Genomic DNA, 22,129 nt, shown 5'->3' on the forward strand with positions numbered 1-22,129 from the left:
GGCGGATTTGCCGCCTGACCTCCTTTCAATGCCTTGAAATAGAACCACTATTCCTGCAGCATTGTACGTCGTCAGACAGCAAATCTGTCAAACCAGTGGTGCAGGATTGATGGGTCCTGAGCCTAGGGTCGCGATGTTTTTTGCGAGGCTCCGCCTCGCGCTCCGGAGTATTTCCGACCAGAAAGAAGCCCAAATACCCCTTGCTTCATTCCGCCCGAAATACTCCGGGAGAGTCGCCGCTTGCGGCGACAGGGGCAGCGCCCCCACTGGACAGGACGGCGGGCGCGGGGTACCAGCGCGGCCATGCCACGCTATGCATTGAAAGTCGAATATCTGGGCACCCCGTTTGCCGGCTGGCAGCGGCAAAAGGACCTGCCCTCGGTGCAGGGCGCCATCGAGGCGGCACTGGCGCGGCTCGAACCCGGCCCCCATACCATCGCTGCCGCCGGGCGCACCGATGCCGGCGTGCACGGGTTGGGCCAGGTGGCCCATTGTGACCTGACCCGCGACTGGGATCCCTTTCGCCTGTCCGAGGCGCTGAACTGGCACCTGAAACCCCAGCCGGTGGCGATCACCGCCGCCGCGCGGGTCGCCGAAGACTGGCATGCCCGTTTCTCGGCCACCGAGCGGCAATATCTGTTCCGCCTGCTGATGCGGCGGGCGCCGGCGACCCATGATGCCGGGCTGGTCTGGCAGATCGGGCACCGGCTGGACGCGCGCGCCATGCAGGCCGCCGCCGACCTGTTGCTGGGGCGGCACGATTTCACCACCTTCCGCTCGTCGATCTGCCAGGCCGCCAGCCCGGTCAAGACGCTGGACGAATTGCGTGTCGAGGAGGTGGAGAGTTTCTCCGGCCCCGAGATCCGGTTCCACGTGCGCGCGCGCTCGTTCCTGCACAACCAGGTGCGCAGTTTCGTGGGCACGCTGGAGCGCGTGGGCGCCGGGGCCTGGGCGCCCGAGGATGTGCGCCGCGCGCTGGAGGCGCGCGATCGCGCCGCCTGTGGGCCGGTCTGCCCGCCGCAGGGCCTTTATCTGGCGCGGGTGGGTTATCCCGAGCCGGTCTTTGCCTCGGACATGCCCGCCGCGTTCTCCTGATCCCAGCTATAGGCCCAGTGGACCAGCCCGGCGCGGCCGGCCTCGGTCAGGGCATAGACCCCCTTTTCGAGCCGCGCGAACCAGCCATAGTGATTGTCCCGCATCAGCCGCGTCGCGGCGGAAACACCGGTTGCGCGCGCCACATCGGCGCCGCGTGACGCGCCCTGTTCCGCCAGCCATGCCGCGCAACGCAGCGCGTCCTGGCGATAGGCGGTGACAATGCCGTGGCGGGTGGCGCCGCCCGCGTTCGGGTCTCCCTCCAGCCTTTCGAACTCGCGCAGCAGCCGTCCCTCGCGCGCCTTCGACTTGCGCGGGCGATAGGGACCGGGATCGCAATGCACCTCGACCCGGCCATCTGCACGCAGGGTGATCAGGCCAAGACCCAGCCGCCGGCACAGCGCCAGATTGTCCCGCAATGCCCGCCGGGCCGTGCGCCCGGTCGGGCGCGGCACGGCGACATAGACACTGTCGCTGAGCGCGAGCCGTGAGACAGCCTGATGAAACAGCGACAGCGAGAACCGCAGCTTCATCTCGACAATAACCGGCGGTTCGTCCCCCCGGCGCGCGACCAGGTCGGCCGCGCCCACCTCGCCCTTGACGACATATCCCTGCCGCTCGAACACCGCCTTGAGCGGAGGATAGAGATCTTGTTCGCGTTGCATGGTTGCACGCTAGGCACATCGCAGCGGCAATACAATCGCCCCCCTGCCCCGGGGTTGTCCCCCCGACCCGGGCGGCCTAGCTGTGGAGACAGCCGGAAATTGCAGGAGCATTGTCATGTTTCGCGTGTTTTTGATCTGCCTCTGCCTGTTGGCCGCAGGTGGGGCAGCAGCCCGCTGCACCGGCACTGACATGCGCGACAGGCTGACGCCCGAGGCAGAGGCACGGCTGGCGCGCGAGATCAAGCAGGTTCCCTTTGCCTACGGCAATCATTGGGTCGCAACCAAAGGCAACCGCCGCATCCATGTCATCGGCACTCAGCACACAGGGGACAGCCGGATGCGGGCGGCGATGCGCAGCCTGACACCAGTAATCCGGTCGGCTGATGCTGTGTTGCTTGAGGTGACACAGCAAAAGCTGGCCACGCTTGACAGCGTGTTGCGCAGCACGCCGGGTCTTCTCACCATTCCCAAGGGTCCCGGCCTGAACGAGATGATGCGCGCCGAGGACTGGCGCCTGCTCAGCGTCAAGATGGCCATGCATGGGGTCGACGAGCGGGTGCTGGCGCGGATGCAGCCCTGGTTCATCTCGATGAGCCTGTCTACTTCGGGCTGCGGCGGGCGCGGGTTGTTCGCATATCAGGGCCTGGATGACCGCATCGAAAAGACCGCGATCCGGGCCAAGGTGCCGATCGGTCCTCTCGAGAATGTGGGCGACGGAATGCGGGCACTGTCGGCGATCCCGATCCGCGACCAGATCCAGCTGCTGCTGCTCGATCTCAAGAGCGAGTTGAACTACGACGACCAGGTCGTCACCATGGCCAATGCCTATTTCGAACAGCGCCTGGCCGAGGCTATGCTGATCGAAAGCTGGACACTCTACCGCGACCTCAAGGTGTCGCGCAGCGAGGTCGCGCGTCTGCTGCGCCAGTTCGACGCCCATATCCTGGACCGACGCAACCGGGCCTGGATGCCCGTGATCCTGCGCGCGGACGTTCCGGTTCTGGTGGTCGCGGTGGGGGCTGCCCATCTGCCGGGCAAGACCGGTATTCTGAACCTGTTGAAACGACAGGGCTACAGCCTTAGCCGGGCCGATTTCTGACCTTTGCGGGGGCTTGGGATGCGTTTTCTCTCTGTGCTGCTGCTTCTCCTGATGCCATTGGCAGCGCAGGCCGCTTGCGATGGCCACGATCTGCGTGACGATCTGCCGGGCGAGATCCGCGCCGAGATGGAGCAGGCCGCAGCCGCGATCCCCTATCCCGAGGGCAATCATTGGGTCGCGACCCGGGGCGATACCGTGCTGCACCTGATCGGCACCCTGCATGTCAACGACCCGCGCATGGGGCCTGCCATCGAAAGGCTGAAACCGGTGATTGCAGGCGCCGATGCGGCCTGGTTCGAACTGAACAGCTCCGATCTGGCCGCGTTCGAGCGCGAGGTGATGGGCAACCCCAAGGTGGCGCTGATCACCGAAGGCCCCACCCTGATCGAGTTGATGAGCGAGGAGGGATGGAACCGGATCTCCCGCGCCCTCGCCGAACGGAATGTGCCCGGCTGGATGGGGGCCAAGATGCAACCCTGGGTGCTGGGCTCGATTCTTTCGCTGCCGCCCTGCCTGCTGCGCGACCCCGAAGCGCGGCAAGGCATGGATCGCCGGCTTGCGGCCCTGGCCGACAGCCATGGCCTGCCGCAGCACTCGCTGGAGACCGGTGCCGAGCTATTGGCGCTGTTCACCGCCACCCCGATCGAACAGCAGGCCCGCGAACTGGACATGTTCTCGGCCATGCTGGGCGCCGATGCCGACCAACTGGCAACACTGAGCGCGATCTATTTCGAAGAGCGCCATGCCGAGTTCATGGAGTTCTCGCGACGCGATGCGATGGCGCGCAGCGGTTTGACGCCCGAGGAATTCGCCCCGCTCTGGGACAGTTTCATGCTGGAACTGGTCGAGGGGCGCAACCGCAACTGGATGCGTCATGTTCTGGACATCCGCGACCAGACCGCCGTGATCGCGGTGGGGGCCGCGCATCTGCATGGACAACAGGGTCTGCTGAACCTGTTGGCCGAGGCGGGTTACAGCCTGAACCGGGTGGCGTTCTGATACGGGGATAGACCAAGGGTCGCAGGCCGCACAGCGCCCCGTGACAAGCCCGGCCCGCGCCCCTATAAGGCGCGCAAATTCGACCATGCGCAGGATAGAGACATGACCATTCAGGTATTCGGCCACAAATCCCCCGACACCGATTCCACCGGCTCGCCCATCGTCTGGGCCTGGTATCTGACCGAGGTGAAGGGCCAGGCCGCCAAACCGGTGCTGCTGGGCGAACCCAACACCGAAGCGGCCTTCATGCTGAGCCGCTGGGGCTTCGACAAGCCCGAGATCATCTCGGACGTGGACGCAGGTGCCCCGGTGGTGATCGTTGACACCAACAACCCCGCCGAACTGCCGGCCAGCGTCAACGACGCCGATATCCGCCAGATCATCGACCATCACGCGCTGATCGGCGGGCTGAAGACCAAGGGCCCGATCGACATCACGCTGCGCCCGCTGGCCTGCACCGCCACCATCATGGTCGACCTGATGGGCGACGATGCCGCCCGCATGCCCGAGGCAATCAAGGGCGCGGCGCTGACCTGTATCCTCAGCGACACGCTGGAGTTCCGCTCGCCCACCACCACCGAGCACGACCGCGCCGTGGCCGAGAAGCTGGCCGCCGATCTGGGTATCGACATCCCCTCATATGCCGCCGAGATGTTCGCGGCCAAGTCGGACGTGTCGTCCTTCTCGGATGCCGAGCTGCTGCGGATGGACTCGAAAGAATACAACGTCGACGGCAAGGAATTCCGGGTCTCGGTTCTGGAGACCACCGCGCCCAAGGTTCTGCTGGACCGCAAGGACAGCCTGATGGCCTCGATGATCGACGTGGCCAAGGAAGACGGCGCCGACCAGGTGCTGCTGTTCGTGATCGACATCCTGAACGAGGAAGCCACGCTGCTGGTGCCCAACGATCTAGTCAAGACGGTTGCCGAAAAGAGCTTTGGCGCCTCGGTCTCGGGCGACACGGTTGTCCTGCCCGGCATCATGAGCCGCAAGAAGCAGATCATCCCGAACCTCAAGGTCTGATCCGGTCCCGACTGATTAAAAAGGCGCCCCTTGCGGGCGCCTTTTGCGTTGCGGCCTAAAGCGAGACGACCGGTATCCAATCGGCCTCGCGAACACGGAAAGAGCCTTGTTGCACCAACAGACGCAGCACAGCGCGCATATGTCGGGCGCCATAGACGATCGCGATTGTTCCGGCCTGATCCCGCTTCGCCTCGAGAAGCCCAAGCAGAACAGAGCAGAGCCTTTCGTCACGAATATCCAGAATGACCCGCATCAGCGCCTCTTGGTCCGGGGACCAGCCCAGCAGATCGTCGCGGCTGGACAGCTCGTCCATCCCACTGTCTTCAACAAGCCTGTCGCGGGACAATGTCAGGAAGCGATGTAGTCCGATGCCGGTCGAAAGGGCAGGCGCTACAAGCCTCAGCCATAGCGGAAGCCTGGCCCAGGCTTCCTCGAATTCCCGCGCGGACAGGTCTGCATGGATGATCTGCGCCCGGCCCGATCTCCTCTTTATGCTGGGTTGCAGAACAAGGCCCAGCCGGTCGAACGCTATCCAGCGATAGCTTCTGGTCAGCTGCTTGACGACAGGAGAATCGACGCCCTCAGCCAACAGGAAATCATGCGCGAGCGCATCGTGATAGACGGTCTCGTAAAAGCTCTCATCGCCCACATGAACCATCGGGAACAAGGTGATGGTGTGGTGATGATCCGGAGAAGAGAGAACATAGCGCGCCGATCTCAGGCCAATGATGGAACTTTCGAGTATCTGCATGAATGGCCGGGCCTGTCGGGTTTTATGTCCCGAACATGACGTATGAACCGGTATGCTGCAATCGAGTCCCTTGGGCAGAGTTGCCCGGCAGCTTCACGACCACCGGGCAGCATCCCGGTTCAGGTCGGTGGCAGCCCGTCAAAGGCGTGTACGCCCTCGGGGATGATGTGAAAGGCCTGTTTCTCGGCGGCAAACACCGCCGCTTTGGGCCCCTTGAACAGGGCCGGATCATCCAATGTGCCGATCTTCAGGATCACCGCCGGCAGTCCGGGCCGGTGCGAGGCGACCCCGGTGCCGCAGGTGGCACAGAAATCGCGGGTCACGCGGTCTGGGCGATCCTCCAGCCGAAAACTCTTGGGTGTGCCCTTGACATAGCGAAAGCCAGCGGCGGGCATCACCATGAACAGGTTCGGCGCGCCGCCTGAATAGGTCTGGCAGGTCCGGCAGTGGCATTGCGCCTTGAGCATCGGCTCGCCCTCGGCCTCGTAGCGCAGCGCGCCGCAGTAACATCCGCCTGTAAGTGTCATTCTGGTCTCCTTGTTTCGGTGTCACGGCACAGGATGGACGCGGGGCTCACGGGTCGCTAGTGTCACAAATGACATTATTCAGGCCAAAATGGACAACTCGCCATGGACGTCCTTCTGCTGCATCCAACCCCTTGCCAGCGGTCGAGCCTGGCTATCGCCGAGGACATGCTGGACAGCGCCAACCGCGTGGCCGCGCTGCGCGGCGAGGCGGCGCCGTTTCGCTGGCGCACCCTGCGCCCCGAGGCGGTCGGCCCGGATACACCGGCGCCGGATCTGGTGGTCCTGCCGGGGCTGGGGCTTGCCTCGGCTCACGAGTTGCGGGCTGCGATGGACAGCCCTGCCTTTGCGGCGCTGAACGCGGCGCTGCGCGCCCTCGCCCAGCCCGGCACCCGCATCGCCAGCGCCTGTTCCGGCGTGTTTGCCCTGGCGGCGGCGGGGCTGCTTGACGGGCGCCGCGCCACCACCACCTGGTGGCTGGCGCCGCTGTTGCACGCCTGGTTCCCCAAGACCCGGGTCGAGATGGGCGAGGTGCTGTGCAGCGATGGGACGCTGGTGACGGCCGGGGCCTCCTTTGCCCAGATCGACCTGATGCTGCATCTGATCGAGACCCAGGCGGGCTATGCCCTGGCCGAGGATTGCCGCCGCTTTCTGCTGGCCGACAGCCGCCCCAGCCAAATGCCCTATCTGTCGGTGGCGACGCTGGTGGCGGGTGATCCGGCGCTGCAACGGGTCGAGTTGTACCTGCGCCGCCATATCGCCCGGCAGGTGCCGCTGGCCGAACTGGCCGAGGCCGCCGGGCTGGGCGCGCGCACCTTTGCCCGCCGCCTGTCGCGAGTCGCGGGCATGACCCCGAGCGAGTTTGCCCAGACCCTGCGGGTGACCGAAGCGATCCGCCTATATCGTGCGGGCGGGCTGAGCCTGGAACAGGTCGCGCATCGGGTCGGGTATGGCGATGCCACCGCGCTCCGCCGTGTGATGACGCGCCGCACCGGGCGGCGGCTGGAAAGCTTTCGCACCTGATGCTCAGCGCTTGCCCATGGTCATCGTCCGGCACATGCGGCATACACGGCCTGCGACAGTTACAAAGCCGGACCTCGACATGACCCAGATCATCAACGCCCTCTCCGACATCTCCGACCGATATCGCGCGCTGTTCGTCGATCTGTGGGGCTGTGTCCATAACGGGGTGACTGCCTATCCCGAGGCGGTCGCCGCGTTGCAGACCTATCGCGCGGCGGGCGGCATCGTGGTGCTGGTCACCAACTCGCCCAAACCCCGCGCGGGCGTGGCGACGCAGCTGACCCAGTTTGGCGTGCCTCAGGACGCCTATGACACCATCGCCACCAGCGGCGACAGTGCCCGGTCCGCCATGTTCCGGGGCGCGGTTGGGCAAAAGGTCTATTTCATGGGCGAATGGGACCGCGATGCAGGGTTCTTTGAGCCGCTCAAGCTGCTCGACAACCCGGTCGAGATCACCCGCGTGCCCCTGCAAGAGGCCGAGGGCATCGTCTGTTGCGGCCCCTTCGATCCGATGGCCGACCCCGAGGTGAACCGACCCGATTTCCTCTATGCCAAGACCAAGGGGATGAAGCTGCTTTGCGCCAATCCCGATATCGTGGTCGACCGCGGCGAAATCCGCGAATGGTGCGCCGGGGCGCTGGCGCGGCTTTACACCGAGATGGGGGGCGAGAGCCTCTATTTCGGCAAACCGCACCCGCCGATCTATGATCTGGCCCGCCGTCGGCTGACCGCGCTGGGCCAGGATGTGGGCGATGGCGAGATCCTGGCCATCGGTGATGGCATCCAGACCGATGTCGCCGGGGCGATGGGCGAAGGGATTGATTCCCTCTTCATCTCGGGCGGCCTGGCCGCATCGGAAACCAAAACTGGCCACAGCCCCGACCCCGAAGCGCTAACAGCCTATCTGGACAGGGAAAACCGGACCCCAACCTATACTATTGGACAACTGCGCTGAGCAGAAAGGACTTGATTTTCTGCACCTGCAAAGTAATAAAGTTGCCAAACTCAGGTGGAGGCTTGTTCAAAGTTGCTCCGCCACCTGGATAGAGAGGGTGACATGTTGGACAATCTGCCGCGCGGAACGATCTGTATCGAAGATATCGAGATGGGCATGACCCGGTACCTGCGCAAGCAGGTCACCGACGAGGATATCGAGATGTTCGCCCAGGTCTCGACCGACCGCAATCCGGTGCATCTGGACGACGAATACGCCCGCGACACCATCTTTGAGGGGCGCATCGCCCATGGCATGCTGACCGCCGGGCTGATCTCGGCGGTGATCGGTGAGCAATTGCCGGGACATGGCACGGTCTACATGGGCCAGTCGCTGAAGTTCCTCGCGCCCGTGCGCCCCGGCGACACCGTCTATGCCGAGGTCAAGGTGATCGACATCGACTTTGCCAAGCGCCGGGTCAAGCTGGACTGCCATTGCGCCGTCGATGGCAAAAAGGTGCTGGTGGGCGAGGCGATGGTGCTGGCCCCCTCGCGCAAGTTCGACTGAACCCGACTGCTGTCGATCAACACCGCAGCACCTCTGGTGCTGCGGTGTTTACTTGTCCGTCTCGGCCACGTCATCGGCCAAGCTCGGCCAGCTCTCCCATGAACAGATTTTCAAATCCCGTTGGCATCACCATGCCCGGCGCGTGATAGGGATTGGCAAAGGCGACCACAAAGAACACGATCAAGCCGGTATAGGCCGCGAAGATCGACAACAGAAAGATGTTGTGCGTGTTCGGCGCATGGGTGAACAGGCCCGCAGATGTCAGGACCAGCCCGGCAACCGCAGCCATCATGAACAGGTCCTGTACATTGGCGATCGCCGCGTTCTCGCGTAATCGCCGCAAACCGGACACCTCGCGCAGGTGGTCGACGACGATACCCTTCAGCACGTTCTGCCGATCCGTCGCGGGTTCCAGTTCCAAGGCCCCGACATAGGCCCTTTCCCAGGCCGCCCAGGCCTCGGGAGAGAGGATATCCGCCTCTGCAAGGCTGTCCCATTCCTGCTCGAGGACAAGACGCACATAACCCGCCAGATCCTTGCGGATCGGCAGCGTTTCCTCCGGATCATAGCGCTTGAGATCATAGAACGCGTCCCCCACCAGAACCGCCTCACGCGCGCTGGCGGTGCTGATGTCGCGCACATTGATCAGTTCCTGTGCGAAAACCAGCGCCAGGATCAGTGCATGCAACGCCCCGACACGGGTAAAGATCGGGCCGGCCAGGTCGGACTTTGCCTCACCCGAGCGGCACAGTATCGCCCGGGTCAGCCCATAGGCCGAGAATGCCAGCACCAGCGTTGCCGCAACGAACACGAACGCCGCAACCAGAACTGGCAGTTGGAACAGTGTTTGCATCCGATTGTAACTCCTGTCGGGAGGGTCGAAAACACCCCCGCCGGTCCCGGAGTATGCGTTGCCGAACCGGTTCCGGCAAGCAGCGCTTGATCCCGCCGTCGCGGGACGCTAGGCCTGCTGCCATGCGGATCATTCGGGATTACAAATTCGTCGAACCTGCCGACCGGGGCGCCAGTGTCGCCATCGGCAATTTCGATGGTGTGCATATCGGGCATCGCTCGGTGATCGAGCTGGCGCGGCAGGCCGCGCCCGACGTACCGCTTGGCGTGATGACCTTCGAGCCACATCCGCGCGAGTATTTCGCCCCCGACAGTCCGCCCTTTCGCCTGATGCGTGGCCCGGCACGCGCGCATCGGCTGCAAAAACTGGGTGTCGAACGGTTGTACGAGTTGCCTTTCAACGCCGCGCTGGCCGGGCTGACACCCGAAGAGTTCGCGCGCAGCGTCATCTGCGACGGGCTGGGCCTGGCTCATGTCGTGATCGGTGCCGATTTCTGTTTCGGCAAGGCCCGCAGCGGCAACGCCGCCGACATGGTCCGGTTTGGTCAGGAAATGGGCTTCGGCGTCACCGTCGCGCCGCTCCTGGAACAGACCGAGCGCGTGATTTCGTCGACCGCGATCCGCACCGCCCTGAGCGAGGGCCGCCCGCGCGACGCCGCTGCCATGCTGGGCCATTGGCACCGGATCGAGGGCGAAGTGATCGGTGGCGAGCAGCGCGGTCGCGAGTTGGGCTTTCCCACCGCAAACATGTCCATCGACGGCCTGCATCCGCCCCGGTTCGGCGTCTATGCGGTGCTGGTCGACGTGCTGGACGGACCGCACAAGGGCAGCTATCGCGGTGCTGCTTCGGTCGGGGTACGGCCGATGTTCAACGGCGAGCGCCCCAATATCGAAACTTTCCTGTTCGACTTCTCCGGCGATCTTTATGGCGCCACCCTGAGCGTTGGGCTGGTCGACTACCTGCGCCCCGAAATGACCTTTGACGGGCTCGACGCCCTTATCGCGCAGATGGACGCCGATTGCGGCCGCGCCCGCGACATCCTGGCCGCCCTATGAAGGATCCGATCGACCGCAACGGGCTGCGCCCGCGTTTCTGGGAGCGCAAGCCGCTGGCGCGGCTGAACAAAACCGAATGGGAGGCGCTGTGCGACGGTTGCGGCAAATGCTGCCTCAACAAGCTTGAGGACGAGGATACCGGCGAGGTCGAGCTGACCCGGGTCGCCTGCCGGCTGCTGGATGACGAGAGCTGCCATTGCACGCAATACCCGATCCGTCACCAGTTCGTACCCGATTGCATCGTGCTGACTCCCGACAATCTGGACAGCCACGCCTATTGGATGCCCCGCACCTGCGCCTATCGGTTGCTGTGGGAGGGCAAGCCGCTTTACGACTGGCACCCGCTGATCTCGGGCGATCCCGAGAGCGTGCATCGCGCGGGCGTATCGGTGCGCGGCATCACCGTATCCGAGTTTGAAACACCAGAAGAAGACTGGGAAGACCATATCATCGAGGAGCCGATCTGATGTTCTTTGCCTCTGACAATTCCGGCCCTGTCCACCCCGAGATCCTGGCGGCCCTGACCGAGGCCAACCAGGGCTATGCCATGGCCTATGGAGCAGATGCGCAGATGCAGGCGGTGCAGGAGAAAATTCGTCGAATTTTCGAGGCCCCAGACGCGGCGGTCTATCTGGTGGCAACCGGGACGGCGGCCAACTCGCTGGCACTCGCCACCCTGTCACAGCCCTGGCAGACGATCTTCTGCTCGCCCGTGGCCCATATCCACGAGGACGAGTGCAACGCGCCTGAATTCTATTCGGGCGGCGCCAAGCTGACCCTGGTGCCCGGCGGCGACCGGATGACGCCCGAAGCGCTGCGCGCCTCTATCACGGGCGAGGAGACCCGTGGCGTGCACGGGCCGCAGCGCGGCCCGGTCTCGATCACCCAGGTGACCGAGCGCGGCGGCGTCTATTCCATCGCCGAGTTGCAGGCGCTTTGCGCGGTCGCCAAGGAGTACGGCCTGCCGGTGCATCTGGATGGTGCCCGCTTTGCCAATGCGCTGGTCGCCCTCAACGCCTCGCCCGCCGAGATGACCTGGAAAGCAGGCGTGGACGCGGTCAGCTTTGGCGGCACCAAGAATGGCTGCATGGGGGTCGAGGCGGTGATCTTCTTCGACCCGAAACATGCCTGGGAATTCGAGCTGCGCCGCAAGCGCGGCGCGCATCTCTTTTCGAAACACCGCTATCTGTCGGCACAGATGGAGGCCTATCTGACCAACGATCTCTGGCTGCGCTCGGCGCGGCGGGCCAATGACAATTGCGCCCGCCTGGTCGAGGGGCTGCGGGCGTCGGGGGCAACGTTCCTGCACGAGCCGCAGGCCAATATCGTCTTTGCCAGTTTCCCACGCGCGACCCATCGGCGCCTGATGGGTGCGGGCGCGTCCTATCACCTGTGGGGTGCGGAACTGGAGGGCGCGGACGAGAGCGAGATGCTGGCCTGTCGCATGGTCTGCGACTGGTCTATCGGAACGGATCAGATCGACCAGTTCCTTTCCTTGCTCTGAAGGGGTGCAGGGGGCGCTGCCCCCGGTGCAAAATTCGGAGAATTTTGTCACCTCCCCCGGAGTATTATTGGCGAAATGAAGAGGCGTGCTCAGCCTGCCCGCGACCACAGCGCGCGGATATGGGTCGCCGTCTCTTCTGGATGGGTGATCGGCAGCATGTGACCGGCGCCCTCGATCCTCTCTTCGCGAGCATCGGGCAAACGGCGCTGGAGGCCCTTCGAGATCGCTTCCATCACCGGATGTGTCAAGGCGCCCCGCAGCAGCAGAACCGGCATGGCCGCGCGGTCGAGCCGCCCCGGCGCCAGTAACCCGGCGGTATCGTCGAACAGCGCGGCATCCATCGTCGGCACCACATGGATGCCCCGGATCATGGCAGCGCGGGTCGCTTCGGGCAGATCGGGCCAGCGCGGGCTTGAGGCGGTGCTCCACATCCGGTTGAAAAGCCGCGCGGCAAGCGCACGGTCTCCGGCCGATAGCGCATCGAGATAGGGCTGCGCGTCGCTCGCGTGGCTGTCGATCAACTCGGGCGCGTCCTGGCCGGCCACGGCAAAGAAGACCGGTTCAATCAGGGTCAGGCTGCGCACCCGCTCGGGGTGTTCCACCGCCAGGCGCAGCGCCACCGTGGCGCCAAAGGAGTGGCCGATCACATCCATCGGTGCCTCGGTCAGGCAGGTCTCGGCAATGCCCAGGATACGGTCCTGGAAACAGCCCTGCCCGTCCCAGTCCGGGCTGCGCCCGTGGCTGAGCATGTCGGGGGCAGTAAAGCACGCCTCTTCCCCCAGCAGGCGTGTCAGCCCCTTCCAGGCGCCGGAATGGGCGATGGTACAATGCAGAGCCAGCACCGGGCGTGGACCATGGCCGAAATGACTGACATGGGCGGCTTGCGGCAGGGTCTGCGCCGCCCTCACCCCTTGATCTCCGCCAGATGGGCGTCGAGATCGTCAAGCCTGTCCTGTCCCCAGAACCGCTGCCCGTCGGCGGTGATGTAGAAAGGCGCACCAAAGACACCACGCTCGACCGCCTCCTCCAGATTGGCGGCATAGGTTTCAGCGCCCGCCAGCAGGCCGCTGTCGGCCAGTCCCGGATCGAACCCGGCGCTGGACAGGCAGTCACGGATCACTTCATCCTGAGCGATATCGCGCTCCTCTGCCCAGCAGGCGCGCAGGATGCCATGGCAGAGCGCCCCCAGATCGCCACCACCTGCCCTGCCAGCCGCGATGATCGCATAGGAAGACGGGGCAGCATTGGTTGGCCAGAAAGCCGGCTTCATGTTCAGGGGCAATCCGGTCTTGCGCATCTGGCGCTGCAACTCCTGTGCCCGGTATTCGATGCGCGAGGGATGCCGATCCTTGGGCGGCACGCCACCGGTGCGGGCGAACAGCGCCATGATGTCGATTGGCTTGTAGGCGATTTTCGCCCCGTGACGGGCGGCGATTTCCTCCAGACGCTGCCCGGCGAGATAGGAGAAGGGGGAAAGTGTCGCAAAAAAGTAGTCGATATCAGCCATATTCGTTTTCTCCGCTGCCTGCGCTTTGCGGGACCGTACGCCCATGCTAAGCGGTGTCAACATCACGAATCTGTCACAACAGACAGTGCTGCCTGGGGATAATCGTCATGCCGTCACTCACCGAGCCCAAGCTGATCGCTGGGAACGCCAATCTTCCGCTTGCCCGCTCCATTGCCCGCCGGATGAGCCTCTATCGCGGGGTCGACCAAGGGCTGGTCGATGCCCGGGTCGAGCGGTTCAACGACGGCGAGATATTCGTCGAAGTGTTCGAGAATGTCCGCGGCGAGGACATGTTCATCATCCAGCCGACCTCGAACCCGGCCAATGACAACTTGATGGAACTGCTGATCATCGCCGATGCGCTGCGCCGGTCCTCGGCCAGCCGGATTACCGCTGTGATCCCCTATTTCGGCTATGCTCGCCAGGATCGTCGCACCAAGGCGCGCACCCCGATCAGTGCCAAGCTGGTCGCCAATATGCTGACCGGCGCCGGGATCGAGCGGATCCTGACCATGGATCTGCATGCGGCCCAGATTCAGGGCTTTTTCGACATTCCGGTCGATAACCTCTATGCCTCGCCGATCTTTGCACTGGATGTACAGACCCAGTTCAAACAGCAGATGACAGACCTGATGGTGGTTTCGCCCGATGTGGGCGGGGTTGCCCGGGCGCGGGAGCTGGCCAAGCGGATCAACGCGCCGCTGTCGATCGTGGACAAGCGCCGGGAAAAGCCGGGCGAAGTGGCCGAGATGACGGTGATCGGAGATGTGACCGACAAGATCTGCCTGATCGTCGACGACATTTGTGACACAGCCGGAACCCTGTGCAAGGCAGCGCAGGTGCTGCTCGACAATGGCGCGCGCGAGGTCCACTCCTATATCTCGCACGGGGTGATGAGCGGGCCGGCTGTCGAACGGGTCAGCAATTCGGTGATGAAGTCGCTGGTGATCACTGATTCCATACAGCCGACACCCGAGATCCTGGCCACCCCGAATATCCGCGTGGTACCGACCGCACCGATCTTTACCCAGGCGATCCTAAATATCTGGAACGGAACGTCGGTCTCGTCCCTGTTCGAGGACAAGACCCTGCGGCCTATCTACGAATCTCTCTATCACATGGACTAATGCCGCTTGCCGGTTCAACTGAACCGGCAAGCGGCGAGCGCCCCAAAACATTCGACGAATTTACTGGGGCCACCGCAAGTGATCAGATCACGTCCCAATCATCTTCGTTGCGCATGTCGCCGATCGCGGTCCAGCCGAGCCGCAGGCGGGCGACGCGGGTATCCGCCCAAGTGCGAAACACCAGATCGAAGCCTTCGGGCGTTGCATTCTCGGCCTTGACCTCGGCCCGCACCGCTGCGCCGGTATCCACATCCCATAGCGAAATCGTGACCATCACCACCGGGGTAGAGCGGAACGGCTGTTCAAACAGGACGGGCTTTCGCCTCTCACGACTGCCCGAACCGGTCCACATGTCGCCGTCATTCTCGAAATCCGAGAACATCGCCTCGTCGCCCTGCTGAATGGCGACTGGATGGGAAGTAAACAGCTTCATGGCTCAAAACCCACACAAATTCCTACTTTTCTTGCGTCTCTATCAGACCAGTCCGGCCAAAACATGACGCAAAAAGGGCCAGCCCGTTGCCCGGCTGGCCCCTGTTCTGGACTGCGCTCGCGAGGCTCAGAGCCCCATATGCGTGCCCAAGGCCTCCATATCGGCCAAGAGCTTGGCTGCGTCGTCAACGACGCTGGTATGCTCTTGCCCCTTGACAGCCTCGTGCGAGCTGCGCGCCTCGGCGATCAGTTCGTCCAGATGCGCCCGCGTCACCTCGGTCACCGGAATGGCTTTCTCGGCCAGCACCGACAGCGTGTCGGCGCCGATCTGGGCAAAGCCGCCCGTGACCAGGTATTCGCTGGTGCCTTCGGGTCCTTCGACCTTCAGCACCCCGGGGCGCAGCGTGGTGATGGTGGGGGCATGATCGGGCATCGCCGTCATGTCCCCGTCCGCGCCGGGAATCTGGACCGCGCTGACCTGAAGCGACGCGAGGCGGCGCTCCGGGCTGACGAGGTCGAATTGCATCGTGTTTGCCATCAGGGATACTCCTTAGGCGGCTTCTGCGGCCATCCGCTCGGCTTTGGCGATCACTTCGTCGATGCCGCCAACCATGTAGAAGGCGCCCTCGGGCAGGTGGTCGTATTCACCGGCCACAACCGCCTTGAACGACGAGATGGTGTCTTCCAGCGGAACCTGCACACCGTCCGAACCGGTGAACACTTTTGCCACGTCGAAGGGCTGGCTGAGGAAACGCTGGATTTTCCGGGCGCGGGCCACGGTCAGCTTGTCCTCTTCGCTCAGTTCGTCCATGCCGAGAATGGCGATGATGTCCTGAAGCGACTTGTAGCGCTGGAGGATACCCTGAACGTCACGGGCAACCTGATAGTGCTCTTCACCGACAACCTGCGGGTCGAGGATACGCGACGACGAGTCGAGCGGGTCCACGGCCGGGTAGATACCCAGTTCCGAGATCGCACGCGACAGAACGGTGGTTGCGTCGAGGTGCGCAAAGGTGGTTGCCGGTGCCGGGTCGGTAAGGTCGTCCGCGGGAACATAGACGGCCTGGATCGAGGTGATCGAGCCTGCCTTGGTCGAGGTGATGCGTTCCTGCATCGCACCCATGTCGGTGGCCAGCGTCGGCTGGTAACCCACGGCCGAGGGGATACGGCCGAGCAGAGCGGACACTTCGGAACCGGCCTGGGTAAAGCGGAAGATGTTGTCGACGAAGAACAGAACGTCGGTGCCGGACTGGTCGCGGAACTGCTCGGCCAGGGTCAGGCCGGTCAGGGCGACGCGCGCACGGGCTCCCGGAGGCTCGTTCATCTGGCCGTAGACCAGCGCCACCTGCGACTCTTCCAGGTTATCCGGTTTGATAACGTTGGATTCGATCATCTCGTGGTAGAGGTCGTTGCCCTCACGGGTCCGTTCACCCACACCCGCGAACACCGAGAAACCCGAGTGCACTTTTGCGATGTTGTTGATCAGTTCCATGATGAGAACGGTCTTGCCCACGCCGGCGCCGCCGAACAGGCCGATCTTGCCGCCCTTGGAGTAAGGGGCCAGCAGGTCGATGACCTTGATGCCGGTGACCAGGATGTCGGTCGCGGTCGACTGTTCTTCGAACTCGGGTGCAGGCTGGTGGATGGCGCGGGTCTCGGTCGCGTTGACCGGGCCCTTTTCGTCCACCGGCTCGCCGATCACGTTCAGGATGCGGCCCAGGGTGGCCGAGCCAACCGGCACCGAGATCGGGCCGCCGGTGTCGGTCACCACAGCGCCACGGACCAGACCTTCGGTCGCGTCCATCGCGATGGTGCGGACGGTGTTCTCGCCCAGGTGCTGAGCCACTTCGAGAACGAGGCGCTTGCCGTTGTTCTCGGTTTCCAGCGCGTTCAGAATTTCAGGCAGTGCGTCATCGAACTGGACGTCGACGACGGCCCCGATGATCTGCGTGACTTTGCCTTTTGCATTCGCCATGTTTCGTCTCCGGATTTTCTTACAGCGCCTCGGCGCCGGAAATGATTTCGATCAGCTCGTTGGTGATGACGGCCTGACGCGAGCGGTTGAATTCGATGGTCAGCTTGTCGATCATCTCGCCCGCGTTGCGGGTCGCGTTGTCCATCGCCGACATCCGGGCACCCTGTTCCGAGGCCCCGTTTTCAAGCAGCGCCGAGAAGATCTGCGTCGCCACACCACGCGGCAGCAGGTCGGCCAGGATCGCCTCTTCGCTGGGCTCGTAGTCAAACAGCGCAACCTCGTCGCCCTCGCCGTCGGTCTCGAAGGCCGCCGGGATGATCTGTTGCGCGGTCGGCACCTGGGTCACGACATTCTCGAACTTCGCGTAGAAGATCGTGGCAACGTCGAATTCACCGGCATCGAACCGAGCCAGAACATCACGCGCGATATCCTGAGCATTGGCATAGCCGATGCTCTTGATACCGCTGAGATCGACATGACCCACCGAATGCTTGGCGAAGTCACGCTTGAGCGCGTCGCGGCCCTTCTTGCCGACGGTCAGGATCTTGACCGTCTTGCCCTTGGCCAACAGCTCGTTTGCGCGGGTGCGGGCCAGTTTCGCGATGTTCGAGTTGAACCCGCCGCACAGACCGCGTTCGGCCGTCATGACGACCAGCAGATGCACCTGATCGCTGCCCGTACCACGGAGCAGCAGCGGCGCACTGTCACTGCCGCCGACCGAGGCCGCCAGCCCCGCCATCACGGCATTGAACCGTTCGGCATAGGGGCGGGCCGCTTCAGCGGATTCCTGGGCGCGGCGGAGCTTTGCCGCCGCGACCATTTGCATGGCTTTGGTGATCTTGCGGGTCGATTTGACCGACTCGATCCTGTTTTTAAGGTCCTTGAGAGAAGGCATGTCCCAACTCTCTCCTTATGCGAACGTGGCGGCGTATTCGTCGATCGCTGCCTTGAGTTTGTCCTCGGCGTCGCCCTTGATCTTGGGATCTTCCTTGGTGATCCACTCAAGAACATCGGCCCGCTTGCCGCGCATATGCGCGATCAGGCCCGCTTCCCACCGGCCGACATCCTTGAGGGCGATCTTGTCGAGATAGCCTTTGGTGCCAGCAAAGATGACGCAGACGATTTCCGCGTTGGTCAGCGGCGAGTACTGCGGCTGTTTCATCAGCTCGGTCAGGCGCGCGCCACGGTTCAGCAGCTGCTGGGTTGCGGCGTCGAGGTCGGAACCGAACTGGGCAAAGGCCGCCATCTCGCGATACTGGGCCAGCGACAGTTTCACCGGACCGGCAACGGTCTTCATCGCGTTGGTCTGGGCCGAGGAGCCCACACGCGAGACCGACAGACCGGTGTTCACGGCGGGGCGGATGCCCTGGTAGAACAGTTCGGTTTCCAGGAAGATCTGGCCGTCGGTGATCGAGATCACGTTGGTCGGGATAAAGGCCGACACGTCGCCGCCCTGGGTTTCGATGACGGGCAGAGCGGTCAGCGAACCGGCGCCGAAGTCCTCGTTCAGCTTCGCCGAACGCTCCAGCAGCCGCGAGTGCAGGTAGAAAACGTCGCCCGGATAGGCTTCACGTCCCGGCGGACGGCGCAGCAGCAGCGACATCTGGCGATAGGCCACAGCCTGTTTGGACAGGTCATCGTAGATGATCAGCGCGTGACGGCCATTGTCGCGGAAATACTCGGCCATCGCGGTTGCGGCATAGGGGGCCAGGAACTGCATCGGCGCGGGGTCGGATGCGGTGGCGGCAACAACGATGGAGTATTCCATCGCGCCGTTTTCTTCCAGCTTCTTGACCAGCTGGGCCACGGTCGAGCGTTTCTGGCCAACAGCCACGTAGACGCAGTAGAGCTTCTTGCTCTCGTCGTCGCCAGCGGCATCGTTATAGGATTTCTGGTTCAGGATGGTGTCGAGCGCGATCGCGGTCTTGCCGGTCTGACGGTCGCCGATGATCAGCTCGCGCTGGCCGCGACCAATCGGGATCATCGAGTCGACGGCCTTGAGGCCGGTCGCCATCGGCTCGTGCACCGATTTACGCGGGATGATGCCGGGCGCCTTGACGTCTGCAACGCCGCGCTTTTCCGCCTTGATCGGGCCTTTGCCGTCGATCGGGTTGCCCAGACCGTCGACAACGCGGCCCAGCAGCGCTTCGCCCTGCGGCACGTCCACGATGGAGTTGGTGCGCTTGACGGTGTCGCCTTCCTTGATGTCCCGGTCGGAACCGAAGATCACGACGCCGACATTGTCGCTTTCCAGGTTCAGCGCCATACCCATGATGCCGCCCGGGAACTCGACCATTTCACCGGCCTGAACATTGTCGAGGCCGTAAACGCGGGCGATACCGTCGCCGACGCTCAGCACGCGACCGATTTCGGCCACTTCTGCTTCCTGACCAAAATTCTTGATCTGGTCCTTCAGGATTGCAGAAATCTCTGCAGCTTGGATACCCATTTATCCGACCTCTTTCATTGCATTCTGGAGGGAGTTGAGCTTGGAGCGGATCGAGCTGTCGATCATCTTCGAGCCAACTTTGACGACAAGACCGCCGATGAGGCTTTCATCCACGGTCGCATTGATGGTGACCGATTTGCCGACCTGCTCGCTCAGCGTCTTGGTCAGTTTTTCGATCTGGGTCTTGGTCAGCGCCTTGGCCGATGCGACCTCTGCCGTGACTTCGCCGCGCGCCTCTGCCAGCGCGTCGCGCAGCGCGTTCAGCAGTTGCGGCAGCACGAACAGACGCCGTTTCTGCGCCATCAGGCCCAGCGCGTTGGCCAGAACCGGATTCAGTTTCATCTTTTTGGCAACCGCGGTGATCGCGGCCTCCTGATCGGCGCGCGAGACCAGCGGCGAGGCGATCAGGCTGCGCAGATCGGCGCTTTCACCCAGGGCGGCGGTCAGATCGTTGATGCCGGTTTCCAGACCCTTGAGGTCATTGTTGTCTTGCGCGATCGCAAAAATCGCGGTGGCATAGCGCTGAGCAATGCCTGCGGAAATCGAAGCTGGTTCGGACACGTCCACCCTTCCGATATTTTGGCCCCGAACGCGCGTGGCGCGCGACCCCGGGGGCGTGAAGATACCCCGCCCTGGCGGCAGGTCATCAAAATCAGGGGGGATGTAGCAGAGCAGTCCCAGTGTCGCAATATAGTATAGCGATAACGGCCTTGTAACCAAATCATGTGTTTTCAAGGCGTTACCTGAACTGCGACCCTTTGGACCCTCTTAAGTGCTTGAAAAATGTTACCCGATTGCAGCTTTTCGCGATTCCTGTGACGCATCCGGGGCCTGATCAGGCCGGCTTCAACAACCCGTCCAGCGCCTTGACCGGGCGGCGCGTGGCGTCGCGAGCCGGGTTTCCGCGCGGCGGGTGCACCCGTTTCGAAACCTCGACGATGAACACCCCACCCGCCATGATGGTGGGCAGCCGGGTGCCCGTCCGCTCGATCAGGGCGCCCGATTTCAGCCAGAAGCGTTTGAACGAAGGCGGCTGATACAGGGCCGAACAATGGAATTCGGGCAGGAACTGATGCTTACGCAGCTGGGTTTCCAGCTGGCCCAGCGTATAGGGGCGGCCAAAGCCGAATGGCGTCTTGTCAGAACGTGACCACAGCCCGGCCCGATTGGGCACCACGAATATCGCCTTGCCCCCCGGCCCCAGCACCCGCCAGCATTCATCCAGCACCTGGGTCGGATGTTCCGAAGTTTCAAGCCCGTGCATCACCACCAACCGGTCCACATGGCCGGTCTCGATCGGCCACAGCGTCTCCTCGCACAGGACCGAGACATTGGGCATACCAGCGGGCCAGGGCATCACCCCTTGCGGGCCGGGCATCAGGCCGATCACCCGCCGCGCCTCGGTCAGATATGGCCTGAGCAGCGGCACCGCAAAGCCGAAGCCCGCGACCGTCTGGCCCTTGGCCTCGGGCCAGATCTCCAGCAGTCGGCCGCGCACAGCGGCCTGCGCCGCCCGCCCCAAGGTGCTGCGGTAATAGAAATTCCTCAGGTCCTGCACGTCCAGATGCATTGCAGCCGCTCGCCCGATCTGTTTGGCTGGGGCAGTCTAACAACGAAAGGCCAAAAGACCATGCCCCATGAGATCGTGACGGTCCCGTGCCTCGACGACAATTACGCCTATCTCGTACATGACGCCGAAAGCGGCAAGACAGCGCTGGTCGACGCGCCGGAGGCGGCCCCGATCCAGGCCGAGCTGGATCGGCGCGGATGGTCGCTGGACCAGGTTTGGCTGACCCACCATCACTGGGACCATGTCGACGGGCTCGAGGCGCTGCGAACCCGCTACACCCCCACTGTGATCGGGGCCGAGGCCGATACCCATCGCTTACCGCCTCTGGACCTAGCCCTGTCCGATGGCGACCGGTTCGACCTTGGCGGCGCCTCGGTCGAAATTCTGGATGTCTCCGGCCATACTGTGGGCCACATCGCCTTTTACCTGCCAAGTGGCAAGGCGGTGTTTACCGCCGACAGCCTGATGGCGCTGGGCTGCGGCCGCCTGTTCGAGGGCACGCCGGACCAGATGTGGGCCAGCCTGTCGAAACTCGCCGCCCTGCCCGACGACACCCTGGTGTGCAGCGGCCATGAATACACCCAGTCGAACGCCCGTTTCGCCCTGACAGTCGATCCGGGCAATGCGGCCTTGAAAACCCGCGCCGACGAGATAGATCAAGCGAGGGCCGAGGGGCGTCCGACCGTTCCCAGCCTGCTGTCGCTGGAAAAGGCCACCAACCCGTTCCTGCGCGCAGCCGATCCCGGTATCCAGAGCCATCTGGGCATGCAGGGCGCCGACCCCGCCCGTGTCTTTGCGGAAATCCGCGCCCGCAAGGACCGGTTCTGATGCCGCAAATGCAACATTCGCGCCACCTGTCACCATAAATGTGAGCGGCAAACGCAAGAAAACTCTTGAAGAGCCGCACACATCAACCAAACTCTAATACTATGAGCACATGGTTGGATGTGGGGTCCGACCGCTACTCGGCCCCCTCCCGA

At 63.6% G+C, this 22,129-nt stretch carries 25 protein-coding genes; 12 read left to right on the plus strand and 13 right to left on the minus strand.

Annotated features, from left to right (window positions below; translation table 11 throughout):
- Positions 1-303: 303 nt before the first annotated feature.
- Complete coding sequence (gene truA / locus AC2FNY_RS17810; protein WP_496803270.1) at positions 304-1,095, plus strand: tRNA pseudouridine(38-40) synthase TruA; 792 nt, start codon at positions 304-306, stop codon at positions 1,093-1,095.
- On the opposite strand, the gene AC2FNY_RS17815 is transcribed toward truA, so the two are convergent.
- On the minus strand, positions 1,047-1,757 hold the full coding sequence (locus AC2FNY_RS17815; RefSeq protein WP_496803271.1) for a DUF2161 domain-containing phosphodiesterase: 711 nt from the start codon (positions 1,755-1,757) through the stop codon (positions 1,047-1,049). The two genes, truA and AC2FNY_RS17815, sit on opposite strands and share 49 nt — an antisense overlap.
- A gap of 115 nt (positions 1,758-1,872) precedes the next feature.
- On the opposite strand from AC2FNY_RS17815, the gene AC2FNY_RS17820 reads away from it, so the two are divergent.
- From AC2FNY_RS17820 to AC2FNY_RS17830, 3 genes are all read left to right on the plus strand, one after another.
- Complete coding sequence (locus tag AC2FNY_RS17820) at positions 1,873-2,856, plus strand: TraB/GumN family protein (protein WP_496803272.1); 984 nt, start codon at positions 1,873-1,875, stop codon at positions 2,854-2,856.
- Between the two features lie 18 nt (positions 2,857-2,874).
- Positions 2,875-3,855 carry a TraB/GumN family protein gene (locus AC2FNY_RS17825; RefSeq protein ID WP_234176623.1) on the plus strand — a complete coding sequence of 327 codons (981 nt, stop codon included), beginning with the start codon at positions 2,875-2,877 and terminating at the stop codon, positions 3,853-3,855.
- Positions 3,856-3,957: 102 nt separating this feature from the next.
- Complete coding sequence (locus tag AC2FNY_RS17830) at positions 3,958-4,878, plus strand: manganese-dependent inorganic pyrophosphatase (RefSeq protein ID WP_234139789.1); 921 nt, start codon at positions 3,958-3,960, stop codon at positions 4,876-4,878.
- Positions 4,879-4,933: 55 nt separating this feature from the next.
- On the opposite strand, the gene AC2FNY_RS17835 is transcribed toward AC2FNY_RS17830, so the two are convergent.
- A complete protein-coding gene (locus AC2FNY_RS17835; RefSeq protein ID WP_496803273.1) occupies positions 4,934-5,629 on the minus strand; it encodes a hypothetical protein in 696 nt (231 codons plus the stop codon).
- Between the two features lie 119 nt (positions 5,630-5,748).
- The gene (locus AC2FNY_RS17840; RefSeq protein WP_496803274.1) at positions 5,749-6,156 is read right to left on the minus strand and encodes a GFA family protein; all 408 of its coding nucleotides are present in this window, start codon (positions 6,154-6,156) and stop codon (positions 5,749-5,751) included.
- Positions 6,157-6,258: 102 nt separating this feature from the next.
- Here AC2FNY_RS17840 and AC2FNY_RS17845 point away from each other — a divergent pair, with 102 nt between their 5' ends.
- The 3 genes from AC2FNY_RS17845 to AC2FNY_RS17855 all read left to right on the plus strand — a co-directional run bounded on the left by AC2FNY_RS17845 (position 6,259) and on the right by AC2FNY_RS17855 (position 8,677).
- A complete protein-coding gene (locus tag AC2FNY_RS17845; protein WP_496803275.1) occupies positions 6,259-7,176 on the plus strand; it encodes a GlxA family transcriptional regulator in 918 nt (305 codons plus the stop codon).
- 79 nt (positions 7,177-7,255) lie between these two features.
- Positions 7,256-8,131, plus strand: a complete 876-nt coding sequence (locus tag AC2FNY_RS17850; RefSeq protein ID WP_496803276.1) for a TIGR01459 family HAD-type hydrolase — start codon at positions 7,256-7,258, stop codon at positions 8,129-8,131.
- A gap of 102 nt (positions 8,132-8,233) precedes the next feature.
- Positions 8,234-8,677: a MaoC family dehydratase gene (locus AC2FNY_RS17855; protein ID WP_044028673.1), complete on the plus strand. Its 444-nt coding sequence runs from the start codon at positions 8,234-8,236 to the stop codon at positions 8,675-8,677.
- A 70-nt stretch (positions 8,678-8,747) separates the two neighbouring features.
- On the opposite strand, the gene AC2FNY_RS17860 is transcribed toward AC2FNY_RS17855, so the two are convergent.
- Positions 8,748-9,530: a bestrophin-like domain gene (locus AC2FNY_RS17860; RefSeq protein ID WP_496803277.1), complete on the minus strand. Its 783-nt coding sequence runs from the start codon at positions 9,528-9,530 to the stop codon at positions 8,748-8,750.
- Between the two features lie 122 nt (positions 9,531-9,652).
- Between AC2FNY_RS17860 and AC2FNY_RS17865 the strand changes: the two genes are divergently transcribed.
- The 3 genes from AC2FNY_RS17865 to AC2FNY_RS17875 are packed head-to-tail and all read left to right on the plus strand — an operon-like array spanning position 9,653 to position 12,089.
- Positions 9,653-10,585 (plus strand): bifunctional riboflavin kinase/FAD synthetase, encoded by a 933-nt coding sequence (locus tag AC2FNY_RS17865; protein ID WP_496803278.1) that lies wholly within the window; start codon positions 9,653-9,655, stop codon positions 10,583-10,585.
- A complete protein-coding gene (locus AC2FNY_RS17870) occupies positions 10,582-11,052 on the plus strand; it encodes a YcgN family cysteine cluster protein (RefSeq protein WP_234139796.1) in 471 nt (156 codons plus the stop codon). Before AC2FNY_RS17865 ends, AC2FNY_RS17870 begins: the two co-directional genes overlap by 4 nt.
- Positions 11,052-12,089 (plus strand): threonine aldolase family protein, encoded by a 1,038-nt coding sequence (locus AC2FNY_RS17875; protein WP_496803279.1) that lies wholly within the window; start codon positions 11,052-11,054, stop codon positions 12,087-12,089. Before AC2FNY_RS17870 ends, AC2FNY_RS17875 begins: the two co-directional genes overlap by 1 nt.
- A gap of 89 nt (positions 12,090-12,178) precedes the next feature.
- On the opposite strand, the gene AC2FNY_RS17880 is transcribed toward AC2FNY_RS17875, so the two are convergent.
- Together AC2FNY_RS17880 and AC2FNY_RS17885 are read right to left on the minus strand one after the other, a co-directional pair.
- Positions 12,179-12,997 carry an alpha/beta fold hydrolase gene (locus AC2FNY_RS17880; RefSeq protein WP_496803280.1) on the minus strand — a complete coding sequence of 273 codons (819 nt, stop codon included), beginning with the start codon at positions 12,995-12,997 and terminating at the stop codon, positions 12,179-12,181.
- Complete coding sequence (locus AC2FNY_RS17885) at positions 12,994-13,596, minus strand: 2-hydroxychromene-2-carboxylate isomerase (RefSeq protein WP_496803281.1); 603 nt, start codon at positions 13,594-13,596, stop codon at positions 12,994-12,996. The genes AC2FNY_RS17880 and AC2FNY_RS17885 overlap by 4 nt, the downstream gene beginning before the upstream one ends.
- Positions 13,597-13,703: 107 nt before the next feature.
- Here AC2FNY_RS17885 and AC2FNY_RS17890 point away from each other — a divergent pair, with 107 nt between their 5' ends.
- Complete coding sequence (locus tag AC2FNY_RS17890) at positions 13,704-14,723, plus strand: ribose-phosphate pyrophosphokinase (RefSeq protein ID WP_496803282.1); 1,020 nt, start codon at positions 13,704-13,706, stop codon at positions 14,721-14,723.
- An 82-nt stretch (positions 14,724-14,805) separates the two neighbouring features.
- On the opposite strand, the gene AC2FNY_RS17895 is transcribed toward AC2FNY_RS17890, so the two are convergent.
- From AC2FNY_RS17895 to AC2FNY_RS17925, 7 genes are all read right to left on the minus strand, one after another.
- Entirely contained in the window at positions 14,806-15,156 is a 351-nt protein-coding gene (locus tag AC2FNY_RS17895) for an H-type lectin domain-containing protein (protein ID WP_234139801.1), read from the minus strand.
- A 126-nt stretch (positions 15,157-15,282) separates the two neighbouring features.
- Positions 15,283-15,693: a F0F1 ATP synthase subunit epsilon gene (locus tag AC2FNY_RS17900; RefSeq protein ID WP_496803283.1), complete on the minus strand. Its 411-nt coding sequence runs from the start codon at positions 15,691-15,693 to the stop codon at positions 15,283-15,285.
- Positions 15,694-15,705: 12 nt separating this feature from the next.
- Complete coding sequence (gene atpD, locus AC2FNY_RS17905) at positions 15,706-17,130, minus strand: F0F1 ATP synthase subunit beta (protein WP_234139803.1); 1,425 nt, start codon at positions 17,128-17,130, stop codon at positions 15,706-15,708.
- A gap of 19 nt (positions 17,131-17,149) precedes the next feature.
- Complete coding sequence (locus AC2FNY_RS17910; protein WP_496803284.1) at positions 17,150-18,025, minus strand: F0F1 ATP synthase subunit gamma; 876 nt, start codon at positions 18,023-18,025, stop codon at positions 17,150-17,152.
- A 15-nt stretch (positions 18,026-18,040) separates the two neighbouring features.
- Entirely contained in the window at positions 18,041-19,579 is a 1,539-nt protein-coding gene (gene atpA, locus AC2FNY_RS17915) for a F0F1 ATP synthase subunit alpha (RefSeq protein WP_234139805.1), read from the minus strand.
- A complete protein-coding gene (locus tag AC2FNY_RS17920; RefSeq protein ID WP_496803285.1) occupies positions 19,580-20,140 on the minus strand; it encodes a F0F1 ATP synthase subunit delta in 561 nt (186 codons plus the stop codon).
- A gap of 274 nt (positions 20,141-20,414) precedes the next feature.
- Positions 20,415-21,149 carry a class I SAM-dependent methyltransferase gene (locus AC2FNY_RS17925; RefSeq protein ID WP_234139807.1) on the minus strand — a complete coding sequence of 245 codons (735 nt, stop codon included), beginning with the start codon at positions 21,147-21,149 and terminating at the stop codon, positions 20,415-20,417.
- A gap of 60 nt (positions 21,150-21,209) precedes the next feature.
- Here AC2FNY_RS17925 and gloB point away from each other — a divergent pair, with 60 nt between their 5' ends.
- Positions 21,210-21,977 carry a hydroxyacylglutathione hydrolase gene (gloB, locus tag AC2FNY_RS17930; protein ID WP_496803286.1) on the plus strand — a complete coding sequence of 256 codons (768 nt, stop codon included), beginning with the start codon at positions 21,210-21,212 and terminating at the stop codon, positions 21,975-21,977.
- Positions 21,978-22,129: the final 152 nt, after the last annotated feature.

The sequence above is a fragment of the Ruegeria sp. BHSC223 genome, assembly GCF_059613025.1.

Excerpts from the sequence above, each read along its gene's own strand:
- truA (WP_496803270.1), top strand. The coding sequence starts at position 304 with ATGCCACGCTATGCATTGAAAGTCGAATATCTGGGCACCCCGTTTGCC.
- AC2FNY_RS17815 (WP_496803271.1), bottom strand. The coding sequence starts at position 1,757 with ATGCAACGCGAACAAGATCTCTATCCTCCGCTCAAGGCGGTGTTCGAG.
- AC2FNY_RS17820 (WP_496803272.1), top strand. The coding sequence starts at position 1,873 with ATGTTTCGCGTGTTTTTGATCTGCCTCTGCCTGTTGGCCGCAGGTGGG.
- AC2FNY_RS17825 (WP_234176623.1), top strand. The coding sequence starts at position 2,875 with ATGCGTTTTCTCTCTGTGCTGCTGCTTCTCCTGATGCCATTGGCAGCG.
- AC2FNY_RS17830 (WP_234139789.1), top strand. The coding sequence starts at position 3,958 with ATGACCATTCAGGTATTCGGCCACAAATCCCCCGACACCGATTCCACC.
- AC2FNY_RS17835 (WP_496803273.1), bottom strand. The coding sequence starts at position 5,629 with ATGCAGATACTCGAAAGTTCCATCATTGGCCTGAGATCGGCGCGCTAT.
- AC2FNY_RS17840 (WP_496803274.1), bottom strand. The coding sequence starts at position 6,156 with ATGACACTTACAGGCGGATGTTACTGCGGCGCGCTGCGCTACGAGGCC.
- AC2FNY_RS17845 (WP_496803275.1), top strand. The coding sequence starts at position 6,259 with ATGGACGTCCTTCTGCTGCATCCAACCCCTTGCCAGCGGTCGAGCCTG.
- AC2FNY_RS17850 (WP_496803276.1), top strand. The coding sequence starts at position 7,256 with ATGACCCAGATCATCAACGCCCTCTCCGACATCTCCGACCGATATCGC.
- AC2FNY_RS17855 (WP_044028673.1), top strand. The coding sequence starts at position 8,234 with ATGTTGGACAATCTGCCGCGCGGAACGATCTGTATCGAAGATATCGAG.
- AC2FNY_RS17860 (WP_496803277.1), bottom strand. The coding sequence starts at position 9,530 with ATGCAAACACTGTTCCAACTGCCAGTTCTGGTTGCGGCGTTCGTGTTC.
- AC2FNY_RS17865 (WP_496803278.1), top strand. The coding sequence starts at position 9,653 with ATGCGGATCATTCGGGATTACAAATTCGTCGAACCTGCCGACCGGGGC.
- AC2FNY_RS17870 (WP_234139796.1), top strand. The coding sequence starts at position 10,582 with ATGAAGGATCCGATCGACCGCAACGGGCTGCGCCCGCGTTTCTGGGAG.
- AC2FNY_RS17875 (WP_496803279.1), top strand. The coding sequence starts at position 11,052 with ATGTTCTTTGCCTCTGACAATTCCGGCCCTGTCCACCCCGAGATCCTG.
- AC2FNY_RS17885 (WP_496803281.1), bottom strand. The coding sequence starts at position 13,596 with ATGGCTGATATCGACTACTTTTTTGCGACACTTTCCCCCTTCTCCTAT.
- AC2FNY_RS17890 (WP_496803282.1), top strand. The coding sequence starts at position 13,704 with ATGCCGTCACTCACCGAGCCCAAGCTGATCGCTGGGAACGCCAATCTT.
- AC2FNY_RS17895 (WP_234139801.1), bottom strand. The coding sequence starts at position 15,156 with ATGAAGCTGTTTACTTCCCATCCAGTCGCCATTCAGCAGGGCGACGAG.
- AC2FNY_RS17900 (WP_496803283.1), bottom strand. The coding sequence starts at position 15,693 with ATGGCAAACACGATGCAATTCGACCTCGTCAGCCCGGAGCGCCGCCTC.
- atpD (WP_234139803.1), bottom strand. The coding sequence starts at position 17,130 with ATGGCGAATGCAAAAGGCAAAGTCACGCAGATCATCGGGGCCGTCGTC.
- AC2FNY_RS17910 (WP_496803284.1), bottom strand. The coding sequence starts at position 18,025 with ATGCCTTCTCTCAAGGACCTTAAAAACAGGATCGAGTCGGTCAAATCG.
- atpA (WP_234139805.1), bottom strand. The coding sequence starts at position 19,579 with ATGGGTATCCAAGCTGCAGAGATTTCTGCAATCCTGAAGGACCAGATC.
- AC2FNY_RS17925 (WP_234139807.1), bottom strand. The coding sequence starts at position 21,149 with ATGCATCTGGACGTGCAGGACCTGAGGAATTTCTATTACCGCAGCACC.
- gloB (WP_496803286.1), top strand. The coding sequence starts at position 21,210 with ATGCCCCATGAGATCGTGACGGTCCCGTGCCTCGACGACAATTACGCC.